The organism is Bradyrhizobium sp. Ghvi (assembly GCF_900115265.1).
GTDB lineage: Bacteria > Pseudomonadota > Alphaproteobacteria > Rhizobiales > Xanthobacteraceae > Bradyrhizobium.
The window spans coordinates 203040-222905 of sequence record NZ_FOVU01000010.1 but is presented as its reverse complement, the minus strand read 5'-3'; the positions used below and the strand labels follow the sequence as shown (position 1 = coordinate 222905).

16 protein-coding genes are annotated in these 19866 nt (G+C 58.0%); 8 read left to right on the top strand and 8 right to left on the bottom strand.

The annotated features are described in order from the left end of the window. Nucleotides 1-87 precede the first annotated feature (87 nt). The 5 genes from BM374_RS30250 (at nucleotide 88) to BM374_RS30225 (ending at nucleotide 5836) form a co-directional block, all read left to right on the top strand. On the top strand, nucleotides 88-843 hold the full coding sequence (locus BM374_RS30250) for a glycosyltransferase family 9 protein (protein WP_177248629.1): 756 nt from the start codon (nucleotides 88-90) through the stop codon (nucleotides 841-843). A 140-nt stretch (nucleotides 844-983) separates the two neighbouring features. Beyond that, the gene (locus BM374_RS30245) at nucleotides 984-2237 is read left to right on the top strand and encodes a lipopolysaccharide biosynthesis protein (protein ID WP_143270279.1); all 1254 of its coding nucleotides are present in this window, start codon (nucleotides 984-986) and stop codon (nucleotides 2235-2237) included. Beyond that, entirely contained in the window at nucleotides 2234-2944 is a 711-nt protein-coding gene (locus BM374_RS30240) for an SGNH/GDSL hydrolase family protein (protein WP_092301075.1), read from the top strand. The genes BM374_RS30245 and BM374_RS30240 overlap by 4 nt, the downstream gene beginning before the upstream one ends. Nucleotides 2945-3174: 230 nt before the next feature. Beyond that, complete coding sequence (locus BM374_RS30235) at nucleotides 3175-4395, top strand: glycosyltransferase (protein WP_092301072.1); 1221 nt, start codon at nucleotides 3175-3177, stop codon at nucleotides 4393-4395. A gap of 1174 nt (nucleotides 4396-5569) precedes the next feature. Next, the gene (locus BM374_RS30225; protein ID WP_092301069.1) at nucleotides 5570-5836 is read left to right on the top strand and encodes a hypothetical protein; all 267 of its coding nucleotides are present in this window, start codon (nucleotides 5570-5572) and stop codon (nucleotides 5834-5836) included. Here the strand turns inward: BM374_RS30225 and BM374_RS30220 are convergent. The 8 genes from BM374_RS30220 to BM374_RS30185 all read right to left on the bottom strand — a co-directional run bounded on the left by BM374_RS30220 (nucleotide 5833) and on the right by BM374_RS30185 (nucleotide 17219). Further along, on the bottom strand, nucleotides 5833-7092 hold the full coding sequence (locus tag BM374_RS30220) for a hypothetical protein (RefSeq protein ID WP_210188606.1): 1260 nt from the start codon (nucleotides 7090-7092) through the stop codon (nucleotides 5833-5835). The genes BM374_RS30225 and BM374_RS30220 overlap by 4 nt on opposite strands. 104 nt (nucleotides 7093-7196) lie before the next feature. After that, nucleotides 7197-9134 carry a right-handed parallel beta-helix repeat-containing protein gene (locus BM374_RS30215; RefSeq protein WP_092301066.1) on the bottom strand — a complete coding sequence of 646 codons (1938 nt, stop codon included), beginning with the start codon at nucleotides 9132-9134 and terminating at the stop codon, nucleotides 7197-7199. 486 nt (nucleotides 9135-9620) lie between these two features. Beyond that, complete coding sequence (locus BM374_RS30210; RefSeq protein ID WP_092301065.1) at nucleotides 9621-10421, bottom strand: hypothetical protein; 801 nt, start codon at nucleotides 10419-10421, stop codon at nucleotides 9621-9623. Beyond that, entirely contained in the window at nucleotides 10421-12670 is a 2250-nt protein-coding gene (locus tag BM374_RS30205; protein ID WP_092301063.1) for a polysaccharide biosynthesis tyrosine autokinase, read from the bottom strand. The genes BM374_RS30210 and BM374_RS30205 overlap by 1 nt, the downstream gene beginning before the upstream one ends. 260 nt (nucleotides 12671-12930) lie before the next feature. Continuing rightward, nucleotides 12931-13548 (bottom strand): hypothetical protein, encoded by a 618-nt coding sequence (locus BM374_RS30200; protein WP_092301060.1) that lies wholly within the window; start codon nucleotides 13546-13548, stop codon nucleotides 12931-12933. A gap of 148 nt (nucleotides 13549-13696) precedes the next feature. Further along, nucleotides 13697-15175, bottom strand: coding sequence for an O-antigen ligase family protein (locus BM374_RS30195; protein ID WP_092301057.1), 1479 nt, complete (start codon nucleotides 15173-15175; stop codon nucleotides 13697-13699). A 66-nt stretch (nucleotides 15176-15241) separates the two neighbouring features. Next, nucleotides 15242-15724, bottom strand: coding sequence for a hypothetical protein (locus tag BM374_RS30190; RefSeq protein ID WP_244552749.1), 483 nt, complete (start codon nucleotides 15722-15724; stop codon nucleotides 15242-15244). Between the two features lie 292 nt (nucleotides 15725-16016). Beyond that, nucleotides 16017-17219, bottom strand: coding sequence for a polysaccharide biosynthesis/export family protein (locus BM374_RS30185; protein ID WP_092301051.1), 1203 nt, complete (start codon nucleotides 17217-17219; stop codon nucleotides 16017-16019). 302 nt (nucleotides 17220-17521) lie between these two features. On the opposite strand from BM374_RS30185, the gene BM374_RS30180 reads away from it, so the two are divergent. The 3 genes from BM374_RS30180 (at nucleotide 17522) to BM374_RS30170 (ending at nucleotide 19854) form a co-directional block, all read left to right on the top strand. Then, nucleotides 17522-18061: a hypothetical protein gene (locus BM374_RS30180; protein WP_244552748.1), complete on the top strand. Its 540-nt coding sequence runs from the start codon at nucleotides 17522-17524 to the stop codon at nucleotides 18059-18061. Between the two features lie 75 nt (nucleotides 18062-18136). Beyond that, nucleotides 18137-18412 (top strand): hypothetical protein, encoded by a 276-nt coding sequence (locus tag BM374_RS30175; protein ID WP_092301045.1) that lies wholly within the window; start codon nucleotides 18137-18139, stop codon nucleotides 18410-18412. Nucleotides 18413-18591: 179 nt separating this feature from the next. Further along, entirely contained in the window at nucleotides 18592-19854 is a 1263-nt protein-coding gene (locus BM374_RS30170; protein ID WP_092301042.1) for a hypothetical protein, read from the top strand. Nucleotides 19855-19866: the final 12 nt, after the last annotated feature.

The following is a 19866-nucleotide window of genomic DNA, read 5'->3' as shown; positions in this document are numbered from 1 at the left end:
CACGGCTTTCTATCTTATCCCGTCGGGATCAGATCCGCTTCAGCCCTGTGGCAACTATCAAAGCAAATTCGCGCCCTTAAGATCGACATGATGATCTATCTCATGCCGGCCCGCGGCCGGCTAAACGCATTCCGAGATTGGATCTTCTTTCGCCTTTGCGGTATTCGCAAGATCGTTGGACTTCCCACTACAGTTGACCTTCAAAACAACCGGATCGACCCCGAAACGGGCTTTCAAGAGCGAGAATGCGAAAGGCTTGCGCGCACGCTTTCTGCATTAGGGTCAATTGATCTTGCGAAAGCGGCATCATGGGATCTCCTACTAACTGAGCACGAGCTTAAGATTGGCGACAGGACCATCTCCAAACTGAACCATCCTTTCATTACAATCAACATGGGAGGAAAGGTGCTAGAAAATGATTGGGGAGCAGCACGCTGGCGCGAACTCATCGAAAGACTCTCCGGGCTATATGAAAACCATGGGTTACTCATTGTCGGCGCAGCCGAAGATGCCGAGCGAGCAAAGCTGGTTGCCTGCAATTGGCGCGGCAGTACTGTTAATGCCTGCGGTAAGTTGATGCCGCGAGAAACGGCTGCCGCCATGCGGTCAGCGACATTATTTATAGGCCACGATTCTGGCCCCCTACATCTTGCAGCTGCGATGGGGGTTCCTTGCTTGGGATTGTTCAGCGCACACAACCGGCCTGCGAAATGGCATCCATATGGCCAACAACATCGCTCCATTCACAGCATGAGCGGGATATCAGCAATAGGCGTAGATGAAGTCGTTCAAGCTGTCGTAAGCATGATGTCTGCACGAGTGCTAAACGAGCATCGCGCGTAGTAGACGTCCAATCCTGTCGCCCGGTGATCTCCTTGAGCCCCCTTACAACGTTTAGCCAAGTCAACACGAACCCCGCCCGGGGGCGATCATCATTCAGCCGACTGGCGTCCACGTTTGGAGCCCAGATCTACAACCAAGCGGTGACAGTAGGCATCCAGCTCGCGCTTGTCCCTGTGCTGCTGCACTATTGGGGCGCTGAGCGCTATGGCGTTTGGCTTCTGTTGTCCGCGATCCCGACCTACCTGACGTTCGCCGATTTCGGCTTCACGATGGCCGCCAAGAACGTCATGACAATCAAAGTTGCCGGCGGAGACCGATCCGGAGCGCTGGTGACCTATCAAAGCATCTTCATGCTGCTCAACGCGGTGGTGACAGGCATCCTCATCGTCCTCCTGCTCGGACTTCCGGCAATCAGGATCGACGCATTCTTTTCGCTGGTCTCGGTCACTGAAGCGACAGCCAAGATCGTTCTCTTCCTGCTCGCCACCAATGTCCTGCTTACCCAGTATCTGCTCTTGCTGGCGAGCGGCCTAAGATGCATCGGGAAACCCACGGAAGAAGTCGCATGGGGAGCATCCGCCAGATTGATGGAGGGCGTTGTTACGGCGGCGGCGGCAGCCTTTGGGGGCGACATCGTCGCCGCGGCGGTCGCGATCGTCGCCAATCGCCTGACATTCAACCTCGCCACCTGGGCCAGGTTGAGGGTCCTGGAGAGGTGGCTGGTTCTCGGCCGGCAACACGCGTCACTGGATGAGGCAAGGCGGCTGTTTCATCCATCGCTGAGCTTCATGCTGGTTTCGATCGGACAGGCCCTGACCATTCAAGGGCCCGTTCTTATCCTTGGCGCGATCGGAACCCCGGTGCAGGTAGTTATTTTCTCGACCGCACGAACGCTGGCGCGGCTCGGGACATCCGCCATCAACATGATCAACTTCGCCTTCACGCCGGAATACTCGCGCCTGTTCGGCATAGGGAAGCTTCAACAGTTTGCCAAGCTCGCCCGACTTCATCTTTGGGCGACCCTTGGATTGAGCGTTCTGTACATCGCTGCACTGAGCCTGACCGGACAGTGGATCATCGCGCTTTGGACCTCCGGAAAGGTGTCGGTGGATCAGACCTTCTTTGTGGTGCTACTTCTTGCCGTCGCTGCCGAGATGATCTGGAGTGCGGGGCTGATGCCGCTGGCGTCGATCAATCGGCACGTGGCCCTGTCTCGCGCGTTTTCAGGTTTAAGCCTCGTTGGGCTCGGATTTTGCTATTTTGCGGGCCAACACTACGGCAGCCTGGTCGCTATCGCTGCGCCGCTCATGGGACTGCATGTTCTTATGGTCATCATTACGGGTCTCCAACTGCTGTCATTTTCCCGCCTGATCGAATTGCGAGTGAATGAATGATGAAGTACGCGCGCCTCCCCGTAGTGGCATTGCTGCTCGTATCAGTTTCAGTAAATTGCGTGCTGGCCGGAGCCATTGGTTTCGGCATCACGACAAGGGCAGCCGCCTCGGCTCTCGTACATAAGATCAAGAGCACTGCAGGTGTTTGGGATGAGAGAGCCAACGATATTGAACAATCGAGCATTGCATGCTGGGGGGACAGCTTGACCGCCGGGACGGGTGCTAGTCTCCACGAAGATTATTGTAGTGTCTTAGCCAACCTTCTCTACCGCAACAGTTACAACGGTGGGGTCGGCGGAGAGACTTCGGGGCAAATCCGCAAGCGCATGCTCGAACGACCGGACGGGCTCGACGGTGGAATAACGATCATTTGGGCGGGACGAAATAACTATATGGAAACGCGAGAAGTCATAAACGACGTCTCGGCAATGGTGGCATCGTTGCCGAGGCAGGCGCGCTTTCTGGTGCTCGGAGTTATTCGCGGAGAATATCCTGGCGAACTCTCTGGACAATTGGGAGACACCAAAATTTCGGAATTGAACCGAGAGTTGGCCCACGCGTACGGCACTAGTTTCCTGGATATCCAACTACAATTCCCCCTCGCAAATGCTTCGACATATAGAGCAGATCAAATTCACCTAAATCGACTTGGATACTCGAAAGTCGCCACCGCGGTCGCTCAGATCATTCTCGATCGGAACTGGTAGTTGGAAATTCGCTCCATCCGCGGAGCATTCTTCGCTACCACTATTGCAGGCCGCGATGGCTGTATCCCGACGCGTCAAAGCTGGCCAATTGCCCGCTACCGCGATTTAAAGGCGACCAAATGAACATCACGCACAGTACAAACCTAAATTGGTCCGGATCTTGCGATCACAACTCTAGTGCTCGTGGCTGCGCAACTTTCCGTTAATAGAAGGTGAAGTGAGTAGATTCCTTGAGAATACTCCATATTATTGCCACAGCTGATCCACGCTACGGCGGACCCCTTGAAGGGATCATAAGGTCATCTGCTGCGTTGGAAAAGCTCGGCCATTTCCGAGAATTGGCTACATTCGACCATCCTTCCGATCCCTGGGTAGCATCCTTTCCGATCCGCGTTCATGCATTGGGTACACTTAAGAGCGAAATTCGAAGGCGATGGAAATGGTTGCCGTGGGTGCACTACGGCTTCACCACGAAGTTCGTTCCGTGGCTGAAACAGAACGCGAAAGGTTATGACGTCGTTATCGTAAATGGTATCTGGAACTTCACTGCGTTGGCAGCCCGACTCTCGCTCACATCATCCAAAGTCCCGTATTTCGTTTTCACCCACGGTATGCTGGATCCGTGGTTTCGGCGGGCGTATCCGGTCAAGACGCTACTCAAGCAGATATCTTGGTGGTGCAGCGAGGGTCCGCTACTTGCAAACGCTCAAGGAGTTCTGTTCACGTGCGAGGAGGAGCGCGTTCTAGCTAGAAACGCCTTTTGGCCTTACAATGTGAAAGAGTTTGTCGTCGGCTACGGCACTTCTGATGTTAAAGGGAACGCCGAAGCGCAAATTGCTGAATTTCGTGAACGAATTCCCGCTTTGACAAACAAGCGTTTCTTCCTGTTTCTCAGCAGAATTCATCCTAAGAAGGGCTGCGACCTTCTTATCCAAGCTTTCGCAAAGATTGCACCTCTGATCCCGGACATTGACCTTGTCATGGCCGGACCGGACCAATCGGGATGGGCGCCACAGCTAAAGAAGCAGGCCGCCGCGCTTGGCATCGCCGACCGTATTCACTGGCCGGGCATGTTGGAAGGCAACCGGAAATGGGGAGCCTTTCACGGCTGCGAAGCCTTTGTGCTTCCGTCACACCAAGAGAATTTTGGAATTGTCGTCGCTGAAGCACTTGCCTGCGGCAAGCCTGTCCTGATCACCGACAAAGTCAACATTTGGAGGGAAATCCAACAGGAAGGAGCGGGATTGGTTGCGAATGACGACCTGCCCGGGATCACCTCACTACTGGAAGCCTTTATTAGACTGTCTGACGCCGAACGAAACAAGATCCAAGTCTCGGCGCGCGACGCTTTCCTGAAGCATTTTGATATTGAACAGAACGTGACTAGGCTGCTGGATGTCCTTCGGCAGACGAGCGCGCCTGAAATGGCACCGCGCCCCCCAGAGAATTGAACGATGACATCATGCTGTTAGATGCAAGCCAAAGCAGACCAATGGAAGGCGGCCCGAGCTTTTCGCTCGGCAACCGCGTATTTCGGCTTTTTTGGATTCTTTCGTGGACCGTGCTGGCGCGCTGGACGCCTCCACCGCTTCACTGGTGGAGGAGACTCGTTCTCTGTTTCTTTGGAGCCAGAATCCATCCGACCGCACGAATTCACGCTTCAGTACGCGTTTGGTATCCTCCCCACCTCGAGGTAGGCGAAAATACAACCATCGGACCTCGCGTGATCTGTTATTGTCAAGATCGCATAACGATCGGAGATCGCGCGATCGTATCGCAAGGCGCTCACCTTTGTGCTGGAAGCCACGACATAAGCGACGAGCGCTTTCAATTGATAACCAAGCCCATCGTCATCGAAGATAGAGCCTGGATTGCCGCAGAATGTTTCGTAGGACCTGGTGTCAAAATCGGCGAAGGGGCCGTTCTGGGCGCAAGAGGAGTAGCGTTTAAGGACCTCAGTCCGTGGACAGTCTATGTAGGTAATCCTGCTCAACGAATAAAAGCACGAACGATTCAGGCCAAGCGCCGCTAGCACGCTCTGACTTGGGCTCGAGACCAAATGTGTTCGAAAAGCCGGCTTCTTTTTCTTATCAGACACCCCACGTTGCTCTTAGCCCCGGAAGATAGCAACTCGCTATCGCCCTTTGGGACACCCCGCTCAATATCAAGCCATTATCTTCCGCGGTCCTTGCCTGTTCTTGTCACTCCTGTTGAATTTCATTCTGGTGGCAGTGATTGAGTTCGGCGTGACATCTCGCGCATCTTTGCACCGCTTAACTCGATCGACCGAAGAGACGCTTCACTTCCGGCCCTCAGTCGTAAGCCTCGAAGAAGGAAGCGTACTCGCTTGCTGGGGTGACAGCATGATTGCGGGGATAGGAGCAGGGTTCAGAGAGGATAGTTGCGGCCTGTTGGCGGGGCTTTTGGGATTGACCCAGTAAATGCGGGAGTGGGTGGAAAAACTTCCACTCAGATCAAAGCTCGGTTTGACAGAAGACCGATGGGCCTGGATCACGGAGTGGTGCTGATCTGGACTGGACGTAACAACTACAGGGATTACGACCCTCAAGATGGATCTGCCCAACATGGTCAGCGGGTCTTCCTGATGGCGCGAGCTACTGAGTCATGGAAGTACTGAATGGAGACTATCCTAGAGAATACAGAGGTTCGGACGACTACAAAAGGCTGAGGCAGCTGAATTGGCCAACATCTTATAAGGACAGATTCATCAAGGTTCGCGAAGCCCTCATTGCCATTGCGTCGGCGACCGACGCGGATGACAAGTTGCGCGATTTTGTTCCGTTATCGCTGCGGCGTGACCATATTCTGAATGGTCGCGGCTATCACCGTGTTGCCGAAATCGCGGCCGAGCAGATAGGGGCTCGTCGCTAGCGCTGGGCGAGCCGAGTTTTCATATGCAGTCTCATCTGGAAGTGCCGAGCTACAGCCTGATCCAAGAGCGCAAGGCATATACCTAGATAGGGACTGCTGAAATACGTGATTGACGCTGACGCCGAATAGGCGATGCACACCACCAGATACAAAGCGCCGAAGAACACGACCGGCCTGCAGTTACGGGCGGAAACTGAGAAAAGATGGAGGGCGATCGTCAGCCACATCAGTGCATGGAGAGCCAGGCCAATCAGACCAAACTTGTGGAAGATCGCCACGTGCAGAAAGTGGACATTGTTGACCTTGTCCGCACCGGTGATTGAGGCGCTCTGGACCGAGTCGTCCCTGGACGCCGACATATCAATCGTTCGTCCCAGGCCGAGGCCGATGACATAAGCGATAGGCCCCGCCTCATTGACGTCGTCCATAACCTTATCAACTTCATAAAAGCGCTGCTGCGTGGCGACATGGCTCGATAGACTATCCCCCTGAATGAGAAGCACCGCTTCTCGGATATTTCGCGAAAAGCCATCGACGACAGCACGATCCAGCGAAAGAGCGACGAAATAGAGTAGTACGGGAACGATCGCGAGTGGCAGCAGCCGAACGAGCTGTCTCTGAAAAACTGCGGCCGCGAGTAATCCTACATAGATGGCAACGTAGCTAGCGCGGTTTCCCTCGAGTTGCCATGCGCCTGTTTCAGTGACCCCGATCAGAGACGAACCTAACAGAAGCCCCCCCAATAAGCGATATCGAGCAGGCAAAGGCCCGGAAAGAAAAAATACCACAAATGTCAACAGTAAAACGCTGTCCAATGATGAGGAAAGATCAAGAACCTTCGTCAGCAGCTTCACAATCAACATGAGAGCAGCACAGATCGCAAGAGCACTGACAAAGCGCTCGTCGGAGCCAGAATAGTCCGTATTCGAGTACGAGTTCTGTATCAGAACAGAAAGCAAGTTGACGGTAAAATAACCGAGCCAAGCCAAAATGTGGATGAGGCTGTTCTTCAACAGCAGTCCGATGATGGTCGCCACGACAACGAAAATGAAGTTTAACAGGTAAATCTTGCTCAGTGGCCCGCCCACCACGCCACGAACCCTTCCAAGAAAGAAACACTGAACGCTTAGCGCGGCGGCCGTCGTCGCCAAGTTGACGTAGGGAATAGACTCGAAGCCTCGAAGGTTCATCCCATAGGCGAGCACAAGACTGGAAAGAACACCGGTCATCGTTACGGCGAACAACATGTAACGCAAGAATTTCGTTCCGTCGCTCGACCCGACGAACGATTTTGGTTGAGAGATCATCGCACCTAAACCGTGTCCGAAATTGCGCTACCCATCGTGCCTAATCGAACTTACTAGTTAGCTTTGGAACGAAAAAGAAGACTTGAAAGCAATCTTTCCCTCGATACGGCCGCCTGGATTCTGTACTCGGAATCAGGATTCGGGCCTGTCACAACATTGTCTGTTGATTGCTCAACGTACTGAACCGCTTCACTCGCAACCTTCGAGATGGTGCCCCCGGCAATACTGTTCGCTCTAATCCGATTGCCCGTCGGGGCCCACATCCGGCGCTCGTCTATCCTCAGTGCCGGATAACGCTCCAGCGCTTCGGGCGAGCTGCTGATCACGCGCTGATAGCTCGACAGAAGAGCGCGGCCCGCCTCAGAGTTTGGTCCTTGCCACGTCAACCCTCTCCCGTCGATTGCCATCGCATAGGTGCCATCCATAATGAATTTGTTATCATGAACAAAATTGTCCTTCCCGCCCCCGATCAGGATGGGAGTCCTGCAGCGTTCAAATACATTGCCCTCAATTTCGACTCCACTAAATTGATCGTCCAAATATATTCCAATGACCAAGCTCTGGGCCGTACTTGGATTGCCAATATCGTGGATGTAGTTCTTCGCAATTACGTTACCTCTTCCAGTCCAGCTGCGGTCCAAGTACAGAGCTCCTACATCATCTGTCCACAAAGCAACGTTAGATATCTCGTTGCCTGTAATTCGATGGTCGTTGCCTTCCAATATGATGGCGGAGTGAGGTCCCCGCTCCACAATCGAGTTAATCACGGAATTTCCGACGCCCCGGATCTGGACGCCCGGGCGATAGCTGAAACTCTCCAAGCCGAAATCTTGGACAATCGATTCTTCGATCCTGTGTCCTGATGGCGTGAGCGTTTGATAGTCTCCGCCGATCACCGAGACTGCTGCTTCCGAGCTATCCCTGATGACGCAACGACGGATTACGTTGCTATGTCCGCCGTAAATGGAAATGGCGGTAGAACCCGAATGCCCTATGAAACAGCTTTCGAAGGTTATGTCGTCGGAATCGGAGATATCGACAACGTCTGCGAGCGTTTGCTCCATCGCCAGATTTTCGACTTTGATGTGCTTTGCATTCTTTATTACTATCAGAGTTTTGAGCATTGCAATTTCGTAAGATGCGTCAGGCTCACCGAGGATGATCGCTCTCTTCTGCCCCGCATCCAGAACGTAGGTATCTTTTTCGCTCAACAATCCAAGAGCGTTAAGTATTGAAAGACGAAACGAACCGCGCGTGGAGAGACCCGAGCCGCCAGATATCTCGTAGTCACGATCTGTCTCCGAGGCGACTAATGGAGCCGTCTCGTATTTCCAATCTGCGCTCCAGAACCCACCAATCCACACGTTCTTTTCATTTCGCAAGACATCGAACAAGACGTCAGGGAGTTTTAGATGCACGAGCTTGTCGACAGCATCGACGTGAGCTATCACTTCGCGGGTAAATCCAACTTGAGGCCATCGAGCGATCCTTAGGCGGTGACCCTCATGATACAGATCGAAGTTGCTCGATGCGCCTCTTTGATCCATGCCTCGCTTCGAGAGATCGATCTTGCCGATAAACCTGTTCACATCGAGCTCGAACAGACCAAGCTCCGGCTCGTGACCCAGCCATCGCTCCGGCCGACGAGAACTCGGTTTCAGACCAGCAACGACGATCGACCCTTTTAATTCCGTTTTCCCGCTCGCCGCTCCCCTTATGATCAGGGGAGCTTCCAGTGTTCCGGAGTCAGCGACGGATAGCTCCAACGGTGCTGTCAGCCGGATCGTGCTGGCCGGAAGATCCACGACAATCGCGTCAGCAGGGGTTTCGCGCCGATGTCTTCGGGCCTGCAATATTGCATCTCGAAGAGAGAGATCGCTCTGACGATCCGAAACATTGATATGGAACTCATCTGCCCGCACACTGATGGAGCCGCCAAAGAATGCTAGAAAGCCCCCAAGAATAATCAGCTGGTGTTTGACGCAAAACATCGGTTAGGCCTTGAAATTCCGTGGACCAGACATACGCAGGCGAGCCATGGCTCAAGAAGAACCGGCTGATCTAATTTTGAAAAAGACTGTACCGAAATGAGCTCTGATCGATCATGCTGCCTAGTATCACATCTTCGCGCCCAAATGACCCGACGCTGAAGGACTTGCAGCGATCGGTCTCAAGATAGCAAATCTTAACTCTGATCAGACGAGGACATCTGTTCTTTACACTCACCAGATGGTCGATCATCCGAGGATTCACCTTCTGCGTTCGAGATGCGGCCTCTACGTCCAAACAGGCTCGATTCAGAGCGTCGCGGATTACCTGATTGCTTGAAATCTCCGCTCCGCCTTGAATCCTGAGTCGCGCTGCTGAAGCGGGGGCGACACTCGTCTGAGCTGACACGGCCTCAAGGAAGGACGGAAGCACAGCCAACGTCAGGACCGCTAATTCTATAGTCCTTTTGCGAGGTCGAGTATTGTCCATTAGCGCCACAACCTCTCATCCAGATACACTCCGGGAACACTGACCTTCAGGCCCTCTCGCGATAGCTTCTTCGCAAACGCCTCCCGTGGAATGAGCTCCACATTCGCAAGGCTTCCCAAGAGACGATCCCTCTGCTCCCAACCCACGTCCATCAGGTTACGGGCGGCGGCTTCCGTAAAGTCGCTGTCGACCATCGCGGCAAACTCGGACACAACTGCAGCCTGCGACGCTTCGCTTAGGTTGTGAAATGCCGCGAGTGCCAAGCTGTTGCGCCGAAGGCTAATCCATCCCTCTAGGGGCCCGCTTGCGTAGGACTGGTCGAGAAAACCCGCCGTTCTGTTGTCGAAGCCGCTTCGCGTGATCTCCAAGGAATACAGCATGAGCCACAGAAAGGAGTCCGCCGGGTTGAGCGCCAAGGTGAACTTCAGCCGCTCATTGGCTGCGGCCGCGTCGCGGTCCGCCTGAGCCGGGTCCTGTCGCCTGATCGCCTCTTCAGCAATCCGTACCCGGACTAGGGTCTCCGCGCGCGGCAGATCACTGCGCTGGACGATCGGTTCGGGGCTAGCCAGCATCAACTCCAACAAGTCACTCAGCGTCGCCGATTTGAAGCGGTCGTCGGCCAGAATGCGCGCCGTCGCGTCTTTGGCCGGAGCTGCCGACCGGAAGGCCGGCAGCGTAATGGCAGACCAGATGACACCGGCAAGGCCGAACAACAGCAGCCAAGATCGTGCGCATACTTCGAGGCGCCAGCTTCGCAGGCTCCTCAGAAATAAGGGCTGGTTGCCCTTGGCGATGATCACTACTCCACACACCCATATCGGGCATAGTATTTCCGGTAGTAATAGCGGCCGTGGTAGGACTCATAGCGTGACAACAACTTGGTGTCGGCCTTGTTCAGCACGACGCCCAAGAGCTTGTCCTGGATTTCCGGCGCTCCGCGTAGGTTGTGCCGGACGACATCGATCTTGGTCTTGCCCCACTCTACCACGAACACGAAGGAGTCGACGAAGGGCGAGGTGACGCGAACGTCCACCACCGGCGCCATGGGAGGCATGTCGAGCACCACATAATCATATTTCGTACGCAAGACGGCCACGAGGTCGCGCATTGGCTTAGAGGCGAGGATCTCGTTGGTGTGCAGCAGTTTCGAGGTGGCGCCGGCGGGCAGCATCGCGAGCTTGGTCTGCGGATCGACGGTGATGACATCCTCGAGCTGCACCTTCTGCGCAACCACGTCGACGAGACCGGCCTGCGCCTCCGGCACCAGCGCGCGGGACAGCGAGGGATTGCGCAAATCGGCGTCGACCAGGATTACCCGCGCCCCGCCATGGGCAATCAGCTGCGCGAGGTTGGTCGAAAGCGTGCTCTTGCCCTCGTTGGGCAGGGTGGAGGTCACCGCCAGTACGCGGTTCTCGCGCACGATGGAGTTGAGGTCCACCGCCACTTTCAGCGAGCGCACGGCTTCCGAGAAACGCGATAGCGGATTGCCGACGACATAGCGCAAGAGATCTGGTTGCAGAGGGTCCTTCCTCGCGAGCTTGTCAGTGAGCGCCATGGAGGCGGGAACGCCGACGGCCGGCAGGATCGCGACGCAGTTAGAACCGAGCTGCTCCTCAATCTGTCCGGTGGTACGGAATACCCTGTCGGTGAGCTCGCGGGCCATCGCTGAACCGAACCCCAGCAACAGACCAGCGAGCACTGCTCCGGCAAGAACGATGAGGCTCTTCGGTGAGCTCTTGACCAGCGGCGCGGACGCCGCGCTGATCACGCGCGCCTCGGTGATCGGGAATGACTGCTGCTGCACGCTCTCCATGTAGCGCTGGAGGAAATTGTCATACATCGCCTGATAGCTCTGCGCGTTGCTCTCGAGCTCACGGAGTTGGATCTGCGCCTGGTTGGTAAGCTGCGATTCCGAGACGACGTTGGCAAGGCTCGACTTGATCGCCTCCTCGCGGGTCACCGCGATGTCGTAATCGCTTTTGTAGGATTCCTGGATGCGCTTGAGCTCATCCTGGATGTTCTTCTTGATCTCCGCCATCTGGGTGCGCAGGTTGACGGCCGCCAGATGGTCGCGGCCGTATTTGGCAGACCAGATCGATTCCTTGGAGGCCATGTCGACATATTGGCCGCGCAGCTTGACAATGGTGTCGTTCTTCAGCGCGTCGGTGACGTTGGCGTCTGGAACGTCCAGCTTGAGGATGTCGTTCAAGCGATCAAGGCGCGCCTTGGCCTCGGCGGTGGATGCATGCGCCAGCACCAGCTGGCTGTTCACTTCCGCGAGCTGCTGCTCGTTCATCAGCCGCCCGCCAGTGTCGACGATGTTGTTGGCGGTCTTGAAATCCACCACCGCCTTCTGCGCGACGGAAGCCTGCGTACGCAGCTCCTTGATGCGGTCCTGCAGCCAGACGCTGGCGCGGCGGGTGGCCTGATACTTCGCCTCGAGCTGGTCGACGATGTAGGCGTCCGCGATCGCGTTCGCGATCCGCGCCGCCTTGGCCGGATCCTTTGAGGTGAAGCCGATCTCCATCACATAGGTGAGGCCGAGACGCTTGATGGTGCGGCCCTTCTCAAAACGCTCCAGCGCCTTGCGCATCAGCTCGAACTCGGATGGTGCGCTGCTCGGGGAGAACAGGCCGATGACCGAGCCGACGACCGCACCAAGGAGCCCGCCGCCGCTCCCGGTAAACTCAGGATCCTCGATCAGGTGCAGATCGCGGATCACGGCCAGGCTGATGTTCTCGGATTTCAGGATCTCGACCTGCGTTTCGACGGTCGCGGGGTCGATCGCGACGTCGCCAAGCACCGATTGCTGCTGGAACAGCTGCACCTTGCGGGTGTCGATCACCATCGAGGCGGTTGATGTGAACATCGACGCGGCGGTGAAGAGGTAAAGCAGCGCCAGGATAATGCTGGCCGACACGATCGCGACTATAGTCGGAAACTGGCGGCGAATGATGTCGAGATAAAAACTCAGCGTCTGCGACGGGGAGCCATCGGCCTCGGGGAAATCACGGTTGATCTCCGAGGTCGGCTTGTTCACCTGCAACATCTAGCAATTCCTGAAATGAATCGATGTGTATGGATTGGAAGTCAACGGCCCCGCGGCGTGCGGAGCAAACCTGATGCCAAGCCCGCGCCACGTGAAAGCCTAGCATACCATCGCCGGTAGTTGAACGTCATTGATGCGACGCACAGTGCCAACGATTGCGTCATTTGCCGTGAACCTTAACGGCGCCAAAGCAAAACGGCGCCCAATGGCGCCGCTGTCGTAACGTCTCATGAGGCGGCCTTGAGGGCCCGGCTGGTCGATCAGTGCGGGCTCACGCTATTCGTTGTGCCGCCGACCGAACCGCTGCCGGTGCCGGTGCCGTTGTTCGCAGTCGTGTTGCTGCCGAACGTGACCCCGCCGCCACCGTTACCGCCGGTTGCGAAGCCGCCGTTACCGGTCGGCCCGCCTGCGCCGGTGCCGCCACCGCCGGCACCACCACCGGTCGCGGCGATCTGGACGTCGCCGGTCGCGGCCTGATAGGCGGCGATCACGTCGGCGTTGCCGGTGCCGGCAATCGCGGTCTGGATTTCATTGGCGAAGGCCTGGTCAGTTGATGCCGCCATACGCGCGACCTGGGCGAGACCGCCGACGATCGCCTTGATCTGGTCCTTGGTCGTGTTCGGGTCCTTCAAGAGCGCAATCAGGCCCGGGAGCGTGGTCGGATCGGAGGCGCCGAGGTCGCGCACACGCGAGATCATCTGCGGGCCACCGTTCGGATACAGCTGCAGCAAGCTCTGCGGCGAGGCCTTGAAGTCGGAAATGGTCTGAGCCGGCAGCTGGCGCTGCGGCGGATACACAGCGGCGCTTGCGGCTGTCGAAATCGTCGCGGCGAGGGCCGCGGCTACAGCCATGCGAAGCGCAATCTTAACAACGCTCATAAATACCTCCAAAAAATCAGCTGCCCCGATGTGCTTCCTCGGCTCGGGCAAATGGCTGTGCAGTGCAGGAAACTATCTGAAGGTGAGGGAACTGTCCACTTAATCTAAAGACTTCGTAAACACGCAACTGCTTCAAATCTAGACACTTTTATGAAGCTCGCGCCTCCGCCGGCAGGGCCCTTCGCCTCGCGCCATGGGCCCCCCTTCCCGCGGCTTGGCAGGCAATGGTCTCTTCGGTTGGGCGGACCTCAGCGGTGCGAAAGGACTGCGCCAGGCCCGCTCCGAATAGTGCAAAGAACGGAATGCTGTAGCCGGGGACCTGCAGGGTGAAGTCCAGGCAGGAATGCAGCAGCGAGAGGGTGGCGGTCGCTGCCGCCGCAAGGGGGATGATGGCGTCGCGTCGCCGCCCAAGCACGCCGTTCGCCAGGACCAACAGCATGATTGTCCAACCGGCTGCAACCAAAAGCGCCATGGGGATGCCGACCTCGGAGGCGAGTTCGAGCGGAGTGGAGTGCGCAGCATCCCAAACGCCGCGAATCGAGATATGGGGACTCCGGTACGGCGGGAAGGCCCATTGGAAAGTGCCCATCCCGGTGCCAAACCAGGGATTGTCGCCGATAATTCGAAGCGTGGATTTCCAGGCTTCGACGCGCCCCTCATCGACTAGGCCCTGGCTATCGAAGCGACTGGAGACCTGTCCGCCGAGCAGTTGGAGCAGCCCCAGCGCGATGACGACACCTGATCCGAGCGCAATCCAGATGCCAGTGCGCGGCGGCAGGTCCTTTCTGAGGAACACCGTTGTCGCAACGATCATCGCGAGCAGCGACAGGCCGACGCCGGCGCGCGATGTCGTCATGAACATCGCCATCAGGCAGATCAGCAGCGCCAGAAGCTGCGGCAGGATTTCCTTCGGCGGGATCTCACGCAGGTCGAGCGACAAGCGCCTCCATGCGATATGCCGTTCAGGAAGGCGGCGGCGGAAGTCCTCCAGGATCAACAGGATCCAGATCACGGCGCAGGAGCCGAAATATGCCGCCGCCGTGTTGCGGTTGATGAAGGTGCCGGTGACGCTGCCGAGATAGGCGGTCTTGTCCCGCCACAGGATCATCGTGGGCTCGATCAGGAACGACAGCACGCCGTAAAGGGCATAGAGCGCCCCTGATATCGCGATGACCCACAAGATGCGGCGGGCGCGCTCGCGCTCGGCGCCGACGCTGATGCCGAGGACGACTGCGAGGATGTTGGCGAGCGGTGCTCCCAGAGCAAAGAATGCCTCGTTCTTCACGATTGAAGCCGATGGCGCGATCGGCATCTGCAGGAGGTCTGAGGCCTGCTTCCAGATCGGCTGGAACGGCGCTGCCCAGGGATGATCGGACAGCTGCTCGTGCAGCACGAAAGCGTAGCCCGCGACGATGATTGCGATGCCCGCGAGCAGCCAGAGATGCGGCTTTCGCAAACTCCCCGTCGGCGCGAACATCGTGGCGACGCCAAGACACAGGCACCAGAATGCAATCGACAGATCATTGGTCGAGCCGAACGGAAACGGCGCGAACGCGACGACGAAGTACAGGATGAAGGCCGCAGGCAGGCTCCACGACCAGCTGATATGGGGAAGCCGAAGGCGCATTGGGTTCTTGGGCGGCGTTTCGCTTGTCGGCGTTGCTTGCTCGAGCTCGTATCCGAGCTTGAGCTCTTAGAGGAAACAATCGAACGGATAGATCTTCAGGTCCACGTTCAGGCGGCTGTTCCGGGTTTGCGCCCGGAAGGCGTAGAATACTCCAAGATCATCACTCCCCTGATCGAGTTTTATTCCAGGGGTTAATTCGTCGGGTGGCACCAGAAGCCCGATGTGCCTGACGATCGCAGAGATCTCGATCCGCCCCTCGCCCCCGCCAAAATGGCCGCCGAGCTGGGTGACCGTGACCTTCGGCAGACCGCGTCGTTGGTGACAGACCTCCTCCTCCCACAGCTTCGTCTGCTGGACCAGAAGTTTGTCCGCTTTGTCTGGAACGGTAATATCCAGGAAGAACGGGTGCAGCAGCCCGAAAAACCTGCTCTCCTTGGAATTCGCCGAGAGGCGGACGGTGAATGCGAGATCCCCCTTGGCGCCCTTGAGGTGCTGGAAAATCGGTGCGTCGGGCTCCGCGGAGACCACCACATCGATCCGGTGGCGCACGCCGAGCTCCCCAGGGGAGCCGAAGGCCTTCCCCAATGGGGCGAGCCCCAGGCCAATTGGGACGAGAGCCAGACAACAAGAGAATGCTCTAAAGCGCATGATGCCCCTTGCGACCGATGACGGGCGCGCCTTGCTCAGTGGCGCATTGATCCAAATCCCTGACCTCGCAATGCGATCAGTGTACCTCAGTCGAACCCGAGGCTTTGATCTCCGAACGAGCTCGGATCCCTAAACGAAAATGGCACCGGGACAAAACCCGGTGCCATCGATCGTAGTGCATCAGGTTGGCGTCTTACGGCGCCAGCTTGATGTTGTTGCGGAAGATCAGGGCATCGTTGGACAGGTTCACCGCATCCGAACCGGTCGCCATGATCACGCGCAGGTAGGTCAGGAACTTGGTAACTTCGACGTTGCGCGAGTTCGAGACGTAGATGATGTCCTGGTTCTTCATCATGACCTTGGTGGCGAGGAAGAAGCCGCCGGGGTCGCGCAGGTTTATGCTGAAGATGACCGGGATCGTCTCGGTGGTGTACTTGTTGACGTCGATACCGAGCTGGGCGGCGACATCACGCGGCTCGCGACGATAGAGGAACACGCCAGCCGGCTCGGCCTGACCATCGAGAAGACCACCGGCCTTGCCGACGGCTTCGCCGAGGTTGATGCGCCAGGCGTCGAAGTTGAATTCGCCGCTCTGACCGCTGGCGCCGAACGCCAGGAACTTCTGCTGCTCGCGGTAGACGTAGATGCTGTCATCCGGGCGAACATAGATGTTGTTCTCCGGCGCCATCACGAGGTTCTCGAACGGTACGGTCGCCCGCCGTCCGCCACGCTCCAGCATGACCCAGGTCTCGAAGCCCTGGCCCTTGATGCCGCCGGCGCGGGTGATGGCGTCGAGCACCTTGTCCTTCGCGCCCGCCGCGCTCGCCGGATAACGCGCCGGCGAATTGACCTCGCCCAGCACGCTGATCAGCTGCGTGCGCTGCGAGGCCATCGCCACGACGACCTGCGGCTCGATGGCGCGGTTGGAGATCTTGTCAACAATCGCGCGCTGGATTTGCACCGCGGTGAGGCCAGCGGCCTTGACCTGGCCGGCGTAGGGCACCGTGATAAAGCCGTCATTGTCGACGGACTGATCCGGGATGGTGACGAAGTTGCCGGGACGCACGCCGGCTTCCGCCGGAATGAACAGACCACCTGCGGCCGCTTCGAAGATGGTGACGCTGACCACGTCGCCGATCCCAAACACGATGCTGGCCGGAGGCCGCTTGTCCGTGAACGCACCCGCAAGCCCCTTCGGCTCGTGGGTGTGCAGGATGTTCACCGTGGCCGGATTGATCGGCACCAGCTCATAGGCTGGCGCATTCTCCGTCTGAACGTGATTGTTAACATCGTCGATCAGAGGGCCCGAGCCTGGATTGGTCGAACACGCCCCAAGCGCCAAAGCGATCGCCAGCAACGCCGGCTTCAACACATAGGTCTTGGCAATAGATGACATGAATCGCGCCCGAGGGTCCCCAATTGACGTAAATTGGTACGGCCTAGGGGGTGGTGCGACAAGTGTTCCCGGTGGTTAACGGAGCAATCGGTCGGCCACTGTGGCGCGCGGGCCACTGTTTGGGGCTTGGTTTAACCCTTTGTGACCATTTGTTGTATTTCGTGTGCCCGGTCGGTGAGCAAACCGCCCGACTCAAGGGCTTGGTGTGTTGATCGCAAGGCTTCCTGCGCTCGAGGCCGTCTGCTAAGTCTGGGCTGTTAAGGATAGGAACTCCCGTGTCTGGCCTCCTTCTGGCCCCGCTGTTGGCGGTCTCCCTCTTTGGCGCCGCCGATCGCGCATGGGCCCCGACTTGCCCTGGCAGTGCGGGGGCGTTCTGTCGCGGCGCTGCCGTGGTTGAGGTGGCCGCCCCTGCGTCCACATCCGTTTGGAAATTCACCCGGACGCAAGGGACCAAGGAGGGCGACACCTTTGCCGCCATCACCAAGACGGCCGACACAACCCAATCCGATCCGGACTTTGCCGGCCTGATCGTCCGCTGTGCGCCCAAGGGCAAGGTCGACGTGCTGGTGGCGTTGATCCGGCCCTTCCCGCCCCGGAGCCACCCCAAGGTCACGATCGCCGCGAGCAATGGCGGGACGCTGACGGTCGAGGCCAGCATGGCCGCGGCCGGCGCCGCTGTCTTGTTGCCCGACGAAGTCTCGGCCTTTGCATCCGGCAAATGGCAGACGACGCCCTCTCTGGCCGTCGCGGTCAAGGAAAGCGACAGCGAAATCAAAGGCGTGGTTAGCCTGACGGGCTTGCGCGAGGCCTACAACTCGCTAGTGGCCAATTGCAGCCAATAGGCCAAATTTAGCCATACACCTTAAGGGTCCTTTTAGGGTGGGGAACCTAAGCTCCGGAGCAGGGGAGTGCTTCGGATGACCGAGCTTTTGATTTTCAGCTTTCTTGCAGGCGCCGTCTTGGGCCAACGCTTTCGCGTGCTGATGCTGCTGCCGGTGACCTTTGTCCTGGTGCTGACCGTGCTTCCCGTCGGCCTGATGACCAGCCTCGGCTTGCTCGGAGGTTTGAAGGCCGCCGCATTCGCAGCCATTGCTCTGCAGGCCGGTTATCTGTTCGGCTCCGGCGCTCGCTTCGCCCTCGCGGCCACCAGGGCCGCCCGCGTGTTCGCGCGGCCAGCCAAAGCTGCGCGCTGATCCCCGTTAGCTGAGCTGCTCGATCGATCTCCTTTCCCTGGCCTTCACGATAATCCTTCGCGAGCGCGCGAAGAGTTTGAGGCGAAGCTGTTCGCAAAGGGGCAGACCTTCTGTTTGAAACCAGGCCGACCGCTTGTATGGTGACCTGACAGGTTCAGGAATCCTTTCGAGCGCGCCGTTTGTCCCTCGCTTATTTTGCCCTCATCATTGCCGTTGTTTCCGCATCATTTCTCGAAATTGCCGGTGCCAAGTTTGGTGCGCAGCTCGGGATGATGGCTGCGGCGCTGAGCTTGGTGTCGGCTGCCTCAAGCACACAGAAGTCCGACTATGAGCACTATCGGCGCGCCACGTCCTGGGGCCGGTGGCTTCTGGTCGCCATTCCGCTCGGCATTGCCGCGCAGCTCGTGCCTGTTTGGTTGGGCTTGGCGCATCCAATCTGGACCAGCACCCGTGATGCCCTGGGCGGTTTGCTGCTAGGGTCGATCACGGCCGATCTTGGGTTGACGCTGAACGCTTTGATGCAGGCCGTAGCTGCGGTCTCCTTGCTCGGGGTTACGATCGCAGTGGTCCGCGACCGCGGCCGCGCCGAATTGGTGCTATTCGTGCTGAGCGGAACGACAGCCGTCGCAGCCCTGGCCCTGGACCTTCATCGCCTCTCGCCTGGATTGATGCCGGCAACGCCCGCTGATCTGGCGACCACCATGGCCGGCTTCGGCATTATGCTCAATATGGCCGTCATGCAGCTCGCCGCCGAGCGGGCCGAGACGCGTCACTCGCTGCTGCGCTCCGTCGCGATCGGTCTTTGCGGTCTCCTCGGCGCATTGGTCAGCGCGATCGCGATCTTCGGCTTCTCCGGCGCCAACAGCGCGATCGCAGCCAGCTTCGGAATTGTGCTGATCCTGTTGATCCTGGTGATCCGCCGCCTGGACCTATCGGCATTGGCCGCGGGCGCGCTTGCTGCGGCCGGGTTGATCGGAGCCGCGATTGTGCTGACATTCTTGTTCGAACAGACCTCCGGACCCGTCCTGTTGCGCCTCGTCCCTGACGTCGGGACTGAAACCAGGGCTGCGCTGGAGCGGATGTTGTCGGACACGCGATGGTTCGGTGCGGGGGCGGGGACTTTTTCGGCCGTAGGTGCAATCTATCAGAGCGAAACGGCGGGGGCTCTGTCGGCACCGTCGACCGCAACGGCGATCTTCGCGGATATGGGCTGGATTGGCTTGCTGGTCGCCGGCGTGATGTGCCTACTGGCCTTGATCCGCTTGTTCACCGGCGCGTTGCAGCGCGGACGCGACTCGTTCTTTCCGACGACTGCCGCAGCCTGCCTTGTGTTTGCGCTCGTTCAGAGTTTTGCGGGTCCAGGATTGCTGCGTCCGGCAGCAATCCTTTGCTTTTCGATGATCCTGGGACTCGGGCTGTCGCAGAGCGTCAGCACGCGATAGACTAAGGGATCG